At 67.9% G+C, this 14,002-nt stretch carries 15 protein-coding genes; 9 read left to right on the top strand and 6 right to left on the bottom strand.

All coding sequences use genetic code 11. The features are described 5' to 3' along the window. Positions 1-157: 157 nt before the first annotated feature. The 7 genes from uvrC (at position 158) to SGRAN_RS11345 (ending at position 6,909) form a co-directional block, all read left to right on the top strand. Positions 158-2,092, top strand: a complete 1,935-nt coding sequence (gene uvrC / locus SGRAN_RS11375) for an excinuclease ABC subunit UvrC (RefSeq protein ID WP_067187044.1) — start codon at positions 158-160, stop codon at positions 2,090-2,092. Positions 2,093-2,142: 50 nt separating this feature from the next. Further along, positions 2,143-2,535, top strand: a complete 393-nt coding sequence (locus tag SGRAN_RS11370; RefSeq protein WP_067108954.1) for a PaaI family thioesterase — start codon at positions 2,143-2,145, stop codon at positions 2,533-2,535. After that, positions 2,523-3,275: a DNA repair protein RecO gene (recO, locus tag SGRAN_RS11365; protein WP_067183721.1), complete on the top strand. Its 753-nt coding sequence runs from the start codon at positions 2,523-2,525 to the stop codon at positions 3,273-3,275. The genes SGRAN_RS11370 and recO overlap by 13 nt, the downstream gene beginning before the upstream one ends. A gap of 166 nt (positions 3,276-3,441) precedes the next feature. Continuing rightward, positions 3,442-4,497 (top strand): 3-isopropylmalate dehydrogenase, encoded by a 1,056-nt coding sequence (gene leuB / locus SGRAN_RS11360; RefSeq protein ID WP_067183718.1) that lies wholly within the window; start codon positions 3,442-3,444, stop codon positions 4,495-4,497. After that, positions 4,494-5,702 (top strand): trans-sulfuration enzyme family protein, encoded by a 1,209-nt coding sequence (locus tag SGRAN_RS11355; protein ID WP_067183714.1) that lies wholly within the window; start codon positions 4,494-4,496, stop codon positions 5,700-5,702. Before leuB ends, SGRAN_RS11355 begins: the two co-directional genes overlap by 4 nt. Before the next feature lie 17 nt (positions 5,703-5,719). Beyond that, the gene (apaG, locus tag SGRAN_RS11350) at positions 5,720-6,121 is read left to right on the top strand and encodes a Co2+/Mg2+ efflux protein ApaG (RefSeq protein ID WP_174521650.1); all 402 of its coding nucleotides are present in this window, start codon (positions 5,720-5,722) and stop codon (positions 6,119-6,121) included. Next, a complete protein-coding gene (locus SGRAN_RS11345; RefSeq protein ID WP_067183711.1) occupies positions 6,118-6,909 on the top strand; it encodes a LysR substrate-binding domain-containing protein in 792 nt (263 codons plus the stop codon). The genes apaG and SGRAN_RS11345 overlap by 4 nt, the downstream gene beginning before the upstream one ends. Here the strand turns inward: SGRAN_RS11345 and SGRAN_RS11340 are convergent. After that, positions 6,878-8,230 carry a serine hydrolase gene (locus SGRAN_RS11340; RefSeq protein ID WP_067183709.1) on the bottom strand — a complete coding sequence of 451 codons (1,353 nt, stop codon included), beginning with the start codon at positions 8,228-8,230 and terminating at the stop codon, positions 6,878-6,880. The genes SGRAN_RS11345 and SGRAN_RS11340 overlap by 32 nt on opposite strands. Positions 8,231-8,280: 50 nt before the next feature. After that, entirely contained in the window at positions 8,281-10,260 is a 1,980-nt protein-coding gene (gene parE, locus SGRAN_RS11335; protein WP_067183706.1) for a DNA topoisomerase IV subunit B, read from the bottom strand. Positions 10,261-10,430: 170 nt separating this feature from the next. On the opposite strand from parE, the gene SGRAN_RS11330 reads away from it, so the two are divergent. Then, a complete protein-coding gene (locus SGRAN_RS11330) occupies positions 10,431-11,252 on the top strand; it encodes an outer membrane protein (protein WP_067183705.1) in 822 nt (273 codons plus the stop codon). On the opposite strand, the gene SGRAN_RS11325 is transcribed toward SGRAN_RS11330, so the two are convergent. Together SGRAN_RS11325 and SGRAN_RS11320 are read right to left on the bottom strand one after the other, a co-directional pair. After that, the gene (locus tag SGRAN_RS11325; RefSeq protein ID WP_082737211.1) at positions 11,240-11,695 is read right to left on the bottom strand and encodes a PaaI family thioesterase; all 456 of its coding nucleotides are present in this window, start codon (positions 11,693-11,695) and stop codon (positions 11,240-11,242) included. The genes SGRAN_RS11330 and SGRAN_RS11325 overlap by 13 nt on opposite strands. Then, positions 11,692-12,375, bottom strand: coding sequence for a GcrA family cell cycle regulator (locus SGRAN_RS11320; protein WP_067183702.1), 684 nt, complete (start codon positions 12,373-12,375; stop codon positions 11,692-11,694). Before SGRAN_RS11320 ends, SGRAN_RS11325 begins: the two co-directional genes overlap by 4 nt. 109 nt (positions 12,376-12,484) lie before the next feature. Between SGRAN_RS11320 and SGRAN_RS11315 the strand changes: the two genes are divergently transcribed. Further along, a complete protein-coding gene (locus SGRAN_RS11315; protein WP_067183698.1) occupies positions 12,485-13,357 on the top strand; it encodes an ABC transporter permease in 873 nt (290 codons plus the stop codon). A gap of 12 nt (positions 13,358-13,369) precedes the next feature. Here the strand turns inward: SGRAN_RS11315 and hspQ are convergent, their stop codons facing one another. Beyond that, positions 13,370-13,747: a heat shock protein HspQ gene (gene hspQ / locus SGRAN_RS11310; protein ID WP_067183696.1), complete on the bottom strand. Its 378-nt coding sequence runs from the start codon at positions 13,745-13,747 to the stop codon at positions 13,370-13,372. After that, complete coding sequence (locus SGRAN_RS22225) at positions 13,744-13,995, bottom strand: hypothetical protein (RefSeq protein WP_210434126.1); 252 nt, start codon at positions 13,993-13,995, stop codon at positions 13,744-13,746. Before SGRAN_RS22225 ends, hspQ begins: the two co-directional genes overlap by 4 nt. Positions 13,996-14,002 lie beyond the last annotated feature (7 nt).

Here is a 14,002-nt window from a genome sequence, read left to right as displayed (position 1 = left end):
GCCCGCGGATTTCCGCGGGCGTCTTGGTATCATCAGGGTGTCGAGCCTCCGTCCTCGCACCGCTCCCACTTACGGAAGGGGGATGGATGCGCTCGCTATCGCGGCTTTCTGACCCGCCCCTATGGCGACCTGCGGCGTCATCGCCTACATGGCTGGCATGGCTCGCCCCAACGCTCCCGACCGGTTCAACGAAGAGAAGGCGACCTATGTCGTCCGCGGCGGCGGGGCGGAGGGCGACAAGCCCGACCTGACGCGCGGGGCCGAGGTGATCCGCGGCGTGGTGCGCAAATTGCCGGTCCGGCCCGGCGTCTATCGCATGCTCGATGCGCGCGGCGACGTGCTCTATGTCGGCAAGGCGCGCGCGCTGAAGAACCGCGTCACCAATTACACGCAGGTCGCGCGATTGCCGCAGCGGCTCCAGCGCATGGTCGCGCAGACGCGCGCGATGGAGATCGTCACCACCACCAGCGAGGCCGAGGCGCTGCTGCTCGAAGCGCAGCTCATCAAGCGCTATCGCCCGCCCTACAATGTGCTGCTGCGCGACGACAAGAGCTTCCCCTTCATCCTGCTGCGCGCCGACCATGATTTCCCGCGCGTCCAGAAGCACCGCGGCGCGCGGCGCGCCAAAGGGCGCTATTACGGACCGTTCGCGAGTGCCGGGTCGGTGAACCGCACGCTCAACGCGCTGCAGAAGACCTTCCTGCTGCGAAGCTGTACCGACAGTTTCTTCGCCAACCGCTCGCGTCCCTGCCTGCTCTATCAGATCCGCCGCTGTTCGGCGCCGTGCGTCGGGCGGATCGGCAAGGCGGACTATGCCGAACTGGTGAGCGACGCGCAGGATTTCCTCGAAGGTCGCTCGACCGCGGTGCAGAAACGGCTCGGCGCCGCGATGACCAGGGCCGCCGAGGCGATGGACTATGAACTGGCGGCGGTGTTGCGCGACCGGTTGAAGGCGCTGACCTTCATCCAGGGCAGCCAGTCGGTCCACGCCGACGGGCTGGGCGACGCCGACGTCTTCGCGCTTGCGGCAAAGGGCGGGCAGCTCTGCGTCGCGGGCTTCTTCATCCGCGGCGGGCAGAACTGGGGGCATCGCAGCTTCTTCCCCGCGCACGTTGCGGGGGTGCCCGAGGCGGAGGTGATGGCGAGCTTCCTGATGCAATTCTACGAAGGCGTGCCGCCGCCCAAGCTGATCCTCGTCGACCGCGAGCCCGACGATTGTCCGCTGCTTGCCGAAGCGCTGAGCGAAACGGCAGGACGCAAGGTGGAGATCAGCGTGCCGCAGCGCGGCAACCGCCGCCGTCTCCTCGAACAGGCGGTGCGCAACGCGGGCGAGGAACTCGACCGCAGGCTGGCGGAAAGCAGCACGCAGGCGAAGCTCGGCCGCGAGCTGGCCGAACTGTTCGACCTCGACGAGGCGCCGCAGCGCATCGAAATCTACGACAACAGCCATATCCAGGGGACCAACGCGCTCGGCGCGATGGTCGTCGCGGGCCCCGAAGGCTGGATCAAGGGCGCCTATCGCAAGTTCAACATCAAGCGCGCCGAGACGCAGCCCGGAGATGATTTCGCGATGATGCGCGAGGTCTTTCAGCGCCGTTTCGCGCGCGCGATCGAGGAAGATCCCGAACGGACCAGGGGCGAATGGCCCGATCTGGTGCTGATCGACGGGGGGCGCGGGCAGGTGTCGGCGGTCTCGACCGTTTTCGCCGAACTCGGGATCGACGATCTGCCTTATGTCGGCGTCGCCAAGGGGCCCGACCGCAACGCCGGGCGCGAGACGTTCTACCTGCCCGACGGGCGCGAATTCACGCTGCCCCCCAACAACGCGGTGCTCTTCTATATCCAGCGCCTGCGCGACGAGGCGCACCGCTTCGCGATCGGCGCGCATCGGCAGAAGCGCGCGAAGGCGATGGGGTCGTCGCCGCTCGACGAGGTGCCGGGGATCGGGCCGGCGCGCAAGAAGGCGCTGCTCATGCATTTCGGCACCGCGCGCGCGGTGCGCGGCGCGAGCCTGGAGGATTTGCAGAAGGCGCCCGGGGTGAGCGCGGGCGTCGCGCAGGCGGTGTATGATTTCTATCATGCGGGGGGATGATTTTTGAAGCCACTCCTCTTCAGGGAGGGGGTGAAAGGGAAGGATAGGTCATGGATTTTGCAGCCGCGATGCCGCTGGCGGGAACGCTGGGCGTCACCATCCACGAAGGAACGAAGGATCGCGTCGCGGGCAAACTGCCCGTGCGCCCCGAAATCTGCACCGCCGGACAGATCGTCCATGGCGGCGCGATCATGGCCTTTGCCGACTGCCTTGGCGCGGTGGGCGCGTTCCTGACGCTGCCCGAGGGGGCGAGCGGCACGACGACGATCGAGAGCAAGACCAATTTCCTCGGCGCTGGTCCCGAAGGGTCGGTGCTGATCGGCGAGGCGACGCCGGTCAGGATCGGCAAGCGGCTCTCGGTATGGCAGACGCGCATCCGGACCGAGGACGGCGCCGATGTCGCGCTGGTGACGCAGACGCAGATGGTGCTTTGGCCAGCCTGACCGCCGAGGCGATCGTCTGCGCGGTGCGCGCGCATGGCGAGCATGGCGCGATATTGCGCGCGCTGACGCGCGAGGCGGGGCTGGTCGCCGGCTATGTGCGCGGCGGCCGCTCGCGGCGGCTGCGGCCGATCCTGATGCCGGGCAATCTGGTCGCGCTCGACCTGCGGGCGCGGACCGAGGAGCAGCTCGGCGGCGCGACGGTCGAGCTGCTGGCGAGCCGGGCGCCGCTGCTGGCCGAGCCGCTGCCCGCGGCGGCCATCGAATGGGCGACGAGCCTGACCGCGGCGACGCTGCCCGAAGCGCAGCCCTATCCGGCACTCTATGTCGCGCTGGCCGCCGTTCTCGATGCCATCGGCGTCGCGCCCTCGGCGCGGCAATGGGCGCTTGCGCTCGGGCGCTATGAATTGTTGCTGCTTGCCGAACTCGGCTTTGGGCTCGACCTCGGCGAATGCGTCGTGACGGGAACGTCCGACGATCTGGCCTATGTAAGCCCGAAGTCGGGTGGCGCCGTAAGCGCGGCCGCTGCCGCCGGATATGAAAGCCGGCTTCTCCGCCTGCCGCCGTTCCTGCGCAACGATCGGCCCGGCGAGACGGCGGCCGAACCCACGATGACGGATGTCATCGATTTTCTGGCACTGACCGGGCATTTTCTTGACCGCGATGTACTCGACGGGCGCAACCGCGACTTGCTGACGGCAAGGGAAAGATTGCTCGACCGGCTCAAGAGGGCGGTTGCGTGAAGCGACCAGCCTGCTTAGAGCGTCCCCGTCAAACCAAGGCCATCCGCTTCCTCCGTTTGTGCTGAGCTTGTCGAAGCACCGTCCTTCTTTCGACGGCGTGACAGAGAAGACCAGCCCGGCGACACCTTCAGGGCGAACGGCCAGATCCGGACGGGAAGGCGAAGCATTGAAGATCCTGCTGCTGGCCGGCGACGGCATCGGTCCCGAAATCATGGCGGAGGCCGGGAAGGTGCTGGACGCGCTGGCGCTGCCGGTGACGCTCGACCGCGCGCTGGTCGGCGGCGCAGCCTATGAAGCGAGCGGCCACCCGCTGCCGCCCGAAACGCTGGCGAAGGCGAAGGCGGCCGATGCCATCCTTTTCGGCGCGGTCGGCGATCCGCGCTTCGATGCGGTCGAGCGCCATCTGCGGCCCGAACAGGCGATTCTGGGCCTGCGCGCCGAACTGGGGCTGTTCGCCAACCTGCGCCCCGCGAAGCTGTTTCCGGGGCTCGAAGACAGTTCGGCGCTGCGTCCCGAGGTCGCGTCGGCGATCGACCTGCTGATCGTCCGCGAGCTCAACGGCGACGTCTATTTCGGCGAGAAGGGCACGCGCACGACCGCAAGCGGCGAGCGCGAGGGCTATGACGTCATGGCGTACAGCGAAAGCGAGGTGCGGCGGATCGCGCACGTCGCCTTCCGCGCGGCGCAGGGACGCGGCAAGCGGCTCTGCTCGGTCGACAAGGCCAATGTCCTCGAAACCTCGCAGCTCTGGCGCGACGTGGTGATCGAGGTCGCGGCCGAATATCCCGACGTCGCGCTCAGCCACATGTATGTCGACAATGCCGCGATGCAGCTCGTCCGCAACCCTGGCCAGTTCGACGTGATCGTCACCGGCAATCTGTTCGGCGACATATTGTCCGACCAGGCGTCGATGTGCGTCGGCTCGATCGGCCTGCTCGCCTCGGCCTCGCTGGGCGAGGGGCGCCGCGGGCTCTACGAGCCGATCCACGGCAGCGCGCCCGACATCGCGGGCAAGGGGATCGCCAACCCGCTGGCGATGATCCTGTCGCTCGCCATGCTGCTGCGCCATTCGGGCGGCGACGAGGCGAACGCGGCGCGGATCGAGGCGGCGGTGGGGCAGGTGCTCGCCGACGGCTGCCGCGGCGCCGACCTTGGCGGCACGATGGGGACGACGGCGCTCGGCGATGCGGTGGTTTCGGCTTTGAACGGACAGGGCAGATGAAGAAGACGACGGGTTTCGATCGCGACAGGACGCGCCGCTGGCATCCGGCCACGCAGGCGGTGCGCGGCGGCACGTGGCGCAGCGAGCATGGCGAGACGTCGGAAGCGCTCTTCCTGACCTCCGGCTACAGCTACGACAGCGCGGAGAGCGTCGCGGCGCGCTTTGCCGGCGAAGAGCAGGGCATGACCTATTCGCGCCTGCAGAATCCGACCGTCGCGATGCTCGAGGAACGCATCGCGCTGATCGAGGGGGCCGAGGCGTGCCGCGCGCAGGCGAGCGGCATGGCGGCGATGACCACGGCGCTGCTGTGCCAATTGTCGGCGGGCGACCATATCGTCGCGGCCAAGGCGGCGTTCGGGTCGTGCCGCTGGCTCGTCGATACGCTGTGCCCGCGCTTCGGGATCGAATCGACGGTGGTCGACGGGCGCGACAATGATGCATGGGAAAGGGCGATCCGCCCCAATACCAAGGTCTTCTTTTTCGAGACCCCCGCCAATCCGACGCTCGACATCGTCGACATGGCGCATGTCTGCGGGCTCGCGAAGGCGCACGGCATCACCAGCGTCGTCGACAACGCCTTCGCGACCGCGGTACTCCAGCGCCCGCTCGACTATGGCGCCGATGTCGTCGCCTATTCGGCAACCAAGCTGATGGAAGGACAGGGGCGCGTGCTCGCCGGCGCGGTGTGCGGCAGCGCGGCGTTCATCAACGACGTCCTGTTGCCGTTTCAGCGCAACACCGGTCCGAACCTGTCGCCGTTCAGCGCGTGGGTCGTGCTGAAAGGCCTCGAAACGCTCGACCTGCGCGCGCGGCGCCAGTCGGAGAACGCGCTCGCGGTCGGCAAGGCGATCGAGGGACGCGTCGCGCGCATGCTGCATCCGGGGCTTCCCAGCCACCCGCAGCACGAACTGGCGGCGCGCCAGATGGAGGCGTGCGGACCGATCTTCGCCTTCGAACTGCCCGGCGGCGCCGCGCAGGCGATGGCCTTCCTCAATGCGCTCGAACTCGTCGACATCAGCAACAATATCGGCGACGCGCGCAGCCTGTGCTGCCATCCGTGGACGACAACCCATTATGGCGTCAGCCCCGACGTGCGGCTCGACATGGGCGTCGGCGAGGGGCTGCTGCGCATCAACATCGGGCTGGAGGATCCGCGCGACGTCATCGCCGACCTCGACCAGGCATTGACCAGGGTGGGGCTTTGAGCGACCTTGCCCGGACGATGATCGACTCTCTCTTCCCCTTTGCGGCGACCACCGGGCCGATCACCGTGCGCGTGGCGGTGAGCTATCTGCCCGAACAGTCGCATCCGGCGCTCGGCCGCTGGTTCTGGGCCTATCACGTCCGGGTCGAGAATGATGGCGCGGTCGCGGCGCAACTGATCAGCCGTCATTGGCGGATCAGCGACGGACGCGGCCAGGTGAGCGAGGTCGAGGGTGAGGGTGTCGTCGGCGAACAGCCGCTGATCGCGCCCGGCGCGTCGTTCGACTATGTATCGGGCTGTCCGCTGTCCACCCCCGAAGGGTCGATGGTCGGCAGCTATATGATGGAGATGGGCGACGGATCGCAGATGCTCGTCGCGATCCCGCAATTCCCGCTGGTGGCACCGGCAACCGCGTCATGAAGCGCACCCACCTGCCGCTGAACGCCCTGCGCGTGTTCGATGCTGCTGCCCGGCACCTCAGCTTCACGCGCGCCGCCGACGAACTGGCGGTGACCCCCGCCGCCGTCGGGCAACAGATTCGCGCGCTGGAGGATATGCTGGGCGTCGTCCTGTTCCGCCGCACCCCGAAGGGGCTGGAACTGACGGGAGAGGCGACCGCCGGGCTCGACGCGTTGCGGCAGGGGTTCCTGATGTTCGAGGAATCGGTGCGCGCGATGCAGGCGGGCCAGTCGTCGCAATCGCTGACGATTGCCGCGCCGCGCGACCTGACCGCCAAATGGCTCGCGCCCCGGCTCGCGCGTTACAGCCAGCAGGCGCCCGACGTCCGCTTCACGCTGGTGTCGGCCGACGACGGCATCGACTTCACCGAGGCGAACCTCGACCTCGCGATCTTCTGGACCGACGGCGCCGGCGAGCATGAGGGCGTGCCGCTTTCCGAAGCGCATATGGTGACGGTCGCGGGGCCCGGCAGCGAGAGCGAGACGCGCATCGCGTGGCCCGGCTGCCCGGTCGAGGACGGCGAGCCCGCGCTGCGGCTCGGCGATGCGGGCCTTGCGATTGACGCCGCGGCGAACGGGCTGGGACAGGCGAATGTCCCGGCGATGCTGGCGGAGGCCGATCTGGCGGCCGGGCGCGTCCGGCTGGTACGCGAGCCCTTCGCCGTGAAGCGCGGCTACTGGCTCGTCGCCCCCTTGCCGCAATGGCGGCAGGCGAAGGTCAAGGCGCTGGTGGCGGCGCTGACGGCGTGACGCCATCCTTCGCCGCGAGGGCGAGGAGGCGCGTGACGAGGCCGACCAGTTTCGCGCCGTCGAGGTCGGCCTTGTCATTGTTCCAGCTTGCCGTGACGACGAACCATTTGCCGTCGATCTTGCGCCGTCCCAGCAGGCTCATCGACAGCACTCCCAGTTCGGACCCGCCCTTGTAGCCGAGCCACGACCAGTCGGCGGCGGCCGCCGGACCCACGCCGTTGTTGATCGCCATTGCCGCCATCGCGGCATCCGACCGGCGCGCCTTCAGGTCGACGAGCACCCGCGCGACGTCCATCGGCGAGGCGAACCATTCGAGATCGTCGATGAAGCGCGGTTCGCCGCCGAAGCTGACGCCGTCGACCTGGGCGAGCGTGAAACGATGGCGGTTCGCGTCGAGGATCCGCCGTTGCTGCGCGTCGTTGCCGGCGATGAAGGGCGCGCGCAGGTCGGCGAAATTATCGCCCTTGAGCGCGAAGGCCTCGACCGTGGTCAGGAAGGGGATGTTGCGCGACGGCGCGCTGTGGCCGGCGGCCCGCATCCGCGCCTCGATCCGCTCGCGGCCCAGCAGGTGGATCAGCGTATCGGCCGCGCCATTGTCGCTGACCGAGATCATCCAGTTGGCGAGCGTCTGCAGCGTGACCGGCGTGTCCGGCGGCCAGTTTCCGGTGGCCGCAGACGAGAAGCTGAGGTGCGACAGCGGCACGACGTCGCGCCAGCGCCGCTCGCCCGCCGCGATCGCCGCCGCCAGCTCGTCGAGGACATAGAGCTTGAAGGTCGAGCCGGTGGCGAACTGCCGGTCGGGGTCGGCGCTGGCGATCGGGCGGATCGCGGCCCCGTCGATTTCGGCGACCAGAAAGCCGCTGCGCCCCGGCAGGGCCGCGATTCCCGCCGTCACGCGTTCCATAGTGTCGTCGGACACCGTGAAGCCGGTGAATTGCAGGCCGGTGATCCGCGCTTCGGGCGGCGGACCGATGTCGAGGCGGACCGTCGCGATGCCGCGCTCGAACCGCAGCCGCACCGTTCCCGACCGGCCATTGTCGGACGCCGTGCTGTCGACCGCGATCGGCTGGCCATATTGCGCGATCAGGTTCGCCGCGATCGCGCGGAACTGCGCCTCGGGCACCGCGGCCTGAAAGGATAGGGCAAAGCTGTCCGCAAAGGGAACGCGTCCCGTGAGCAGGCCGACGATCTGCCCCGCCCGCGCATCGAAGGATGCCGCGGCCGGCGCCGCGGCTTCGCCGGGCTGGGCGAACAGCGCGGGAGCGGGGAGCGCGGCCGCGAGCAGGAGGGAGGAGAGCAGGGCGGTGCGGAGGCGGGTCATGGCGTCGTTCTCCCTCTTGTCCCCTTCGCTTTCAGAGGCGTTGATCCGCCTCAGGCGTCGATCGCCGCCTCGTCGAGCGTCGCGGCATTGGCCTGGATGAACTGGAAGCGATGTTCGGGGTGCTTGCCCATCAGCCGGTCGACGAGGTCCTTGACCTGGTGCCGCCCTTCATATTCCTGCGGCAGGGTCACGCGCAGCAGCGAACGCGACTTCGGGTCCATCGTCGTTTCCTTGAGCTGGTTGGGGTTCATTTCCCCTAGCCCCTTGAAGCGGCCGACCTCGACCCGCTTGCCCTTGAAGACGCTCGCCTCCAGCTCGGCGCGGTGCGCATCGTCGCGCGCATAGGCCGTCATCGCGCCCGCCGTCAGCCGATAGAGCGGCGGCTGCGCGAGATAGACGTGCCCGTTCCGCACGATGTCCGGCATCTCCTGAAAGAAGAAGGTCATCAGCAGCGTCGCGATATGCGCGCCGTCGACGTCGGCGTCGGTCATGATGACGATCTTGTCGTAGCGCAGCCGGTCGGCGTCGCAATCCTTGCGCATCCCGCAGCCGAGCGCGAGCGCGAGGTCGGCGATCTCCTGATTGGCGCGGATCTTGTCCGCGCTGGCGCTCGCGACGTTCAATATCTTGCCGCGGATCGGCAGGATCGCCTGCGTCTTGCGGTCGCGCGCCTGCTTGGCGCTGCCGCCGGCGCTGTCGCCCTCGACGATAAACAATTCCGTGCCTTCGGGGCCGTCGTTCGCACAATCGGTGAGCTTGCCGGGCAGGCGCAGCTTGCGCGCGCTGGTCGCGGTCTTGCGCTTCACCTCGCGCTCGGCCTTGCGCTTGAGCCGCTCCTCCATCCGTTCGAGGATCAGGCCGAGCAGCGCGCGACCCCGGTCCATATTGTCGGACAGGAAATGGTCGAAATGGTCGCGCACCGCATTTTCGGTCAGTCGCGCGGCTTCGGGGCTCGACAGCCGGTCCTTGGTCTGGCTCTGGAACTGGGGATCGCGGATGAACACCGACAGCATCATCTCGCCGCTGTTGAACACGTCGTCGGCGGTGATCTGCGCCGCCTTCTTCTGCCCGATCAGTTCGCCGAAGGCGCGCAGCCCGCGCGTCAATGCGGCGCGCAGCCCCGCCTCGTGCGTGCCGCCCGCCGGGGTGGGGATGGTGTTGCAATACCAGGCGTAGCTGCCGTCCGACCACAGCGGCCAGGCGATCGCCCATTCGGCGCGCCCCTGATCGCCCGGAAAATCCTGCCGCCCGGCGAAAGGTTCGGCGGTCGCGCATTCGCGCGTCCCGATCTGATCCTTCAAATAGTCGGCGAGGCCGCCGGGAAACTGGAACACCGCCTCGGTCGGCGTGTCGTCGCCGATTAGTTCGGGCGCGCATTTCCAGCGAATCTCGACCCCCGCGAACAGATAGGCCTTGGCGCGCGCCATGCGGAACAGCCGCTGGGGCTTGAAACGGCCATGCTCGCCGAAGATCGCCGGGTCGGGAACGAAGCCGACGCTGGTACCGCGCCGGTTCGGCGTCGTGCCGAGCGCTTCGAGCGGCCCCTGCGGAACGCCGCGAGAGAAATGCTGGCGATACAATTGCTTGCTGCGCGCGACTTCGATGGTAGTTTCGACCGATAGCGCGTTGACGACGCTGACGCCGACCCCGTGCAGGCCGCCCGATGTCGCATAGGCCTTGCCCTCGAACTTGCCGCCCGAATGGAGCGTGGTCATGATGACCTCGAGCGCCGATTTGCCGGGAAATTTCGGGTGCGGGTCGATCGGGATACCGCGGCCGTTGTCGACGATCGTCAGCCGGTTTCCGACATCGAGCGTCACCTCGATGCGATTGGCGTGACCGGCGACCGCTTCGTCCATGCAATTGTCGATGACCTCGGCGGCAAGGTGATGCAGCGCGCGCTCGTCGGTGCCGCCGATATACATGCCGGGACGGCGGCGGACAGGCTCGAGCCCCTCCAGAACCTCGATCTGCGAGGCGTTGTAGCTGTCGGTCGCGGGGCTGGCGGCATCGAACAAATCGTGACTCATGGTCTGGCTATAGGAGGGCGCGAAGGGGGCTGGCAAGCGCGGTTTTCGGACCCTTTCATGCATCGCGCGCGGCGCTCGGCTCGTCGCATTTCGCGGTGGCGCAGGAACTTCGCGCGCGCACCGCGGGTTTGGGGGGCGGCTGCAAAGCCACCGGATAATGGAGAAATAACATGCGATTCCCCTCCCTTCTTGCCGCCACGGCGGCCACGGTCCTGGCCGTCCCGGCGATGGCGCAGGACAATCACGACCCGGCGCAGGACTTCAACGGTCCCTATGTCTCGATCGGCGGCGGCGGTACGCTCCAGGGCAGCGACCGCGGCGAGACGCTGGTCTTCGACACCAACCAGGACGGCAGCTTTGGCGACCCGGTCCTCGACGCGGCGGGCGGCGATGTGTTCGCGCCCGGTTTCTGCAACGGCGCGGCGACGAGCACTGCCAATATCGGGTGCCGGAACGACAAGGACGGCCCCGAATATTTCGGGCGGATCGGCTATGATCGCCGCATGGGCAATTTCGTGCTCGGCGCCGTGATCGAAGGCGGACGCAGCGAGGCGCGCGACAGCGTCAGCGGTTTCTCGGACGCCGGCGACAGCTATATGATGAGCCGCGAGGCCGACTGGCAGGCGGGCGCCCGCCTGCGCGCCGGTTATACGCCGGGTGGCGGCGCGCTCTTCTATGTCACGGGCGGCGGCGCCTATGCGCGGCTCGACAACAAGTTCGCGACGACGAACAGCGTGAACAGCTTCGCCGACAGCGGCAAGACCAACGGCTGGGGCTACTCGGCGGGCGGCGGCGTCGAGGTGATGGCGGCGAAGAATCTGTCGGTCGGCCTCGAATATCTCTACACCGACCTCAAGGACGACGACTATACCGTCAGCGTCGGCCAGGGCAGCGCGCCGGCGCCGGATCCGCTCACCGGTGTCGACATCCAGCGCAGCAACCCCCATTTCCGCACCCACAGCGTGCGCGGAACGATCAGTTACCGCTTCTGATCGAACGGAAAGGGCGCCGGCTCGACAGAGTCGGCGCCCTTTTCACGCGCCCCTTCCGGCGCCACGAAGATCGCAAAATTCCCGTTGGCACTAGACACCAACCGCCCATCCTGGAACAGGCGGGCATCGATGTTGGCGATGCGCTTGCCGCGGTGAATCACCTGCGCCTCGCACGTCAGCAGGCCTTCGCGTACCCCGACATGATAGTTGCACTTGATCTCCAGCGTCGCGCACCACTGGTCGTCGCCCAGCAGACTGGACAGCGCGCCGCCCATCGCGGTGTCGGCAAGCGTATAGGCGACACCGCCGTGCGCGACGCCCTGCGGATTGAAATGCCGTTCGGAATCGATCGCGATCGCCATCGTGCAGCGACCGCCGCCGCGCTCGACCATCTGGAGGCCGAGCATGCGCGCAAAAAGGAAATCCTGGCCGAACGGCCTCACCGGACGCGGGGTCCGCCGAAGGGCGGCGGCGGCGGCGGGCGGCGTGTGCCGCGCGGCAGCTGCGCCTGATAGGCGCGGCCACAATGCTCGACGCAATAAGGAAAGCCGGGATTCACCGCTTCACCGCAAAAATGGAAATCCGGCTCGCCCGGATGCCCCATCGGCCAACGGCAGATGCGGTCGTTGAGGTCGAGCAGGCTCGTCTTGTCGGCGATTTCCGGGCTCGGCTTGGCGGGCACCAGACGGCGCGGCGGCGCGGGCGGAATCGGCGCCTGCTGGTCGCCCGGTCCCTGCCGGATGAAGCCGCCGGGTCCGATCGAGACGATCCGCGGTCCATCGGCCTTCGGCGCCGCATCGGGAGCGGGCGTCGGCGGAACGGCCGCCGCCGGGCGCGGCTCGGCGCGCGGCGCCGGGGCAGGGCGAGCGGACGCGGGCTCGGCAGCGCGCGGCGCGGGCGTCGGTGTCGGCGCGGCCGGCTTCGGCGCAGGGGCGGATCGCGCTGGCTTTGCCTTTTCGGTCGCCTTCACGGGCGACGGACGCGACTTGAGGCCAAGGCGATGCGCCTTGCCGATCACGGCGTTGCGGCTGACACCGCCGAGCTCGTCGGCGATCTGGCTGGCGGTCAGCCCCTTTTCCCACATGCTGCGCAGCTGCTCGATGCGCTCATCGGTCCATGACATGCTCTATTCCTCATCTTTACCGGTCGCCGGTATCGCGACGCGAACCGGCGGGCCAAGGCGTCAAGGCCCAGCTTGCGGTGAAGTCGGGGAGGCGATAGGCGAGAACGCCATGAACGACCAGCCCCAAATTTCGCGACCCGACTCCGGCGTTCCGGCTGCGACACAGCCCTTCGCCGAACCCGGAGTCCCGCGCATCCGCACGCTCAACATTCCCGGCACACAGGCCCTTTATGTCAAGGAGGTGCGGCGCTTTTTCAAGGTCCAGCTGCAAACAATCTGGGCGCCCGCGGTCACGACCCTGCTGTTCCTGGTGATCTTCACCGTGGCGCTGGGCGGGGCGGGGCGCCAGGTCATCGGCGTGCCGTTCGCCGATTTCGTTGCGCCGGGGCTGATCATGATGGCGATGCTCCAGAACAGTTTCGCCAATTCGAGCTTTTCGCTGCTGGTCGGCAAGATTCAGGGCACGATCGTCGATTATCTGATGCCGCCGCTCGGTGTCGGCGAGCTGATCGTCGCGATGATCGGCGCCGCGGTTACCCGTGCGGTGCTGGTCGGGCTGGCGCTGTGGGCGGCGATGCTGCTGTGGCCCGGCGTCGACGTGATGCCGCGCCATCCGGGCGCGGTCGTGGCCTTCGGCCTGCTCGGCGCGACGATGCTCGGCTTTCTGGGGCTGATCACGTCGGTCTGGGCCGAAAAGTTCGACCATGCCGCCGCGGTGACCAATTTCGTGGTGACGCCGCTCGCGCTGCTGTCGGGCACCTTCTATTCGGTCGACCGGCTGGCGCCGTGGTTCCAGTCGATCACCCATGCCAACCCCGTCTATCATGCGATCATGGGGTTCCGCTACGGCTTCATCGGCACCGTCGATTCCTCGATGGCGCATCCGGTGCTGACCGCGGCGCTGATCCTCCTCGCGGTCAATGTCGCGCTGGGCGTTCTGACCTATCGCCTGCTGGCATCGGGCTGGAAGCTCAAGGCCTGATCGCGCGGCGGGTCAGTGCCGGTGGATCGCGCGGACGCGGTAGCGCCCGCGGTCGAGCCCGTCGAACATCGCCGCGAGCTGTGGATGATCCACCGGCCCGGCTTCGCCGTCCGCCACCAGATTCTGCTGGCTGACATAGGCGATGTAGGAGGAGTCGTCGCTCTCGGCCATGAGGTGATAGAAGGGCTGCTCCTTCGCCGGGCGGATCGCCTCGGGGATCGCCTCATACCATTCTTCGCTGTTCGAGAAGACGGGATCGACGTCGAAGACCACGCCGCGGAAATCGAACATGCGGTGGCGGACGATGTCGCCCGGCGCAAAGCGCGCGCGCTCGATCAAGGGAGCCCGCGCGCCGGGCATGTCGGTGAAGGGCGAGGATTTTGCCGTCATGACGCCAATTTATGGCCGCGGCGCTGCGTTTCAACCGCCTGCCGGTGAATCTTGCCGTCCACGACACGGCCGCGAACCAGGAAGAAAATGGAGGAGAGTGAGGGATTCGACTGTAAACGACTACCACTTGAAACCATGTCGTTTTTCAGTTCGATCCTGCTCCGAAGCCACATTTGAGGCCACACACCGGGACATTTTTCCACCCCAAAGCCGGATTGTTCCAAGCCTTTGCGGCGGTGCATCGGCATTATAGCC

The organism is Sphingopyxis granuli, from assembly GCF_001559015.1.
GTDB lineage: Bacteria > Pseudomonadota > Alphaproteobacteria > Sphingomonadales > Sphingomonadaceae > Sphingopyxis > Sphingopyxis granuli.
The sequence above is the reverse complement of the archived record's forward strand: the minus strand, read 5'-3'. Positions and strand labels throughout refer to the sequence as shown.

Excerpts from the sequence above, each read along its gene's own strand:
- SGRAN_RS11315 (WP_067183698.1), top strand. The coding sequence starts at position 12,485 with ATGAACGACCAGCCCCAAATTTCGCGACCCGACTCCGGCGTTCCGGCT.
- SGRAN_RS11340 (WP_067183709.1), bottom strand. The coding sequence starts at position 8,230 with ATGACCCGCCTCCGCACCGCCCTGCTCTCCTCCCTCCTGCTCGCGGCC.
- SGRAN_RS11355 (WP_067183714.1), top strand. The coding sequence starts at position 4,494 with ATGAAGAAGACGACGGGTTTCGATCGCGACAGGACGCGCCGCTGGCAT.
- hspQ (WP_067183696.1), bottom strand. The coding sequence starts at position 13,747 with ATGACGGCAAAATCCTCGCCCTTCACCGACATGCCCGGCGCGCGGGCT.
- SGRAN_RS11370 (WP_067108954.1), top strand. The coding sequence starts at position 2,143 with ATGGATTTTGCAGCCGCGATGCCGCTGGCGGGAACGCTGGGCGTCACC.
- SGRAN_RS11330 (WP_067183705.1), top strand. The coding sequence starts at position 10,431 with ATGCGATTCCCCTCCCTTCTTGCCGCCACGGCGGCCACGGTCCTGGCC.
- apaG (WP_174521650.1), top strand. The coding sequence starts at position 5,720 with ATGATCGACTCTCTCTTCCCCTTTGCGGCGACCACCGGGCCGATCACC.
- SGRAN_RS22225 (WP_210434126.1), bottom strand. The coding sequence starts at position 13,995 with ATGCCGATGCACCGCCGCAAAGGCTTGGAACAATCCGGCTTTGGGGTG.
- SGRAN_RS11345 (WP_067183711.1), top strand. The coding sequence starts at position 6,118 with ATGAAGCGCACCCACCTGCCGCTGAACGCCCTGCGCGTGTTCGATGCT.
- SGRAN_RS11320 (WP_067183702.1), bottom strand. The coding sequence starts at position 12,375 with ATGTCATGGACCGATGAGCGCATCGAGCAGCTGCGCAGCATGTGGGAA.
- parE (WP_067183706.1), bottom strand. The coding sequence starts at position 10,260 with ATGAGTCACGATTTGTTCGATGCCGCCAGCCCCGCGACCGACAGCTAC.
- uvrC (WP_067187044.1), top strand. The coding sequence starts at position 158 with ATGGCTCGCCCCAACGCTCCCGACCGGTTCAACGAAGAGAAGGCGACC.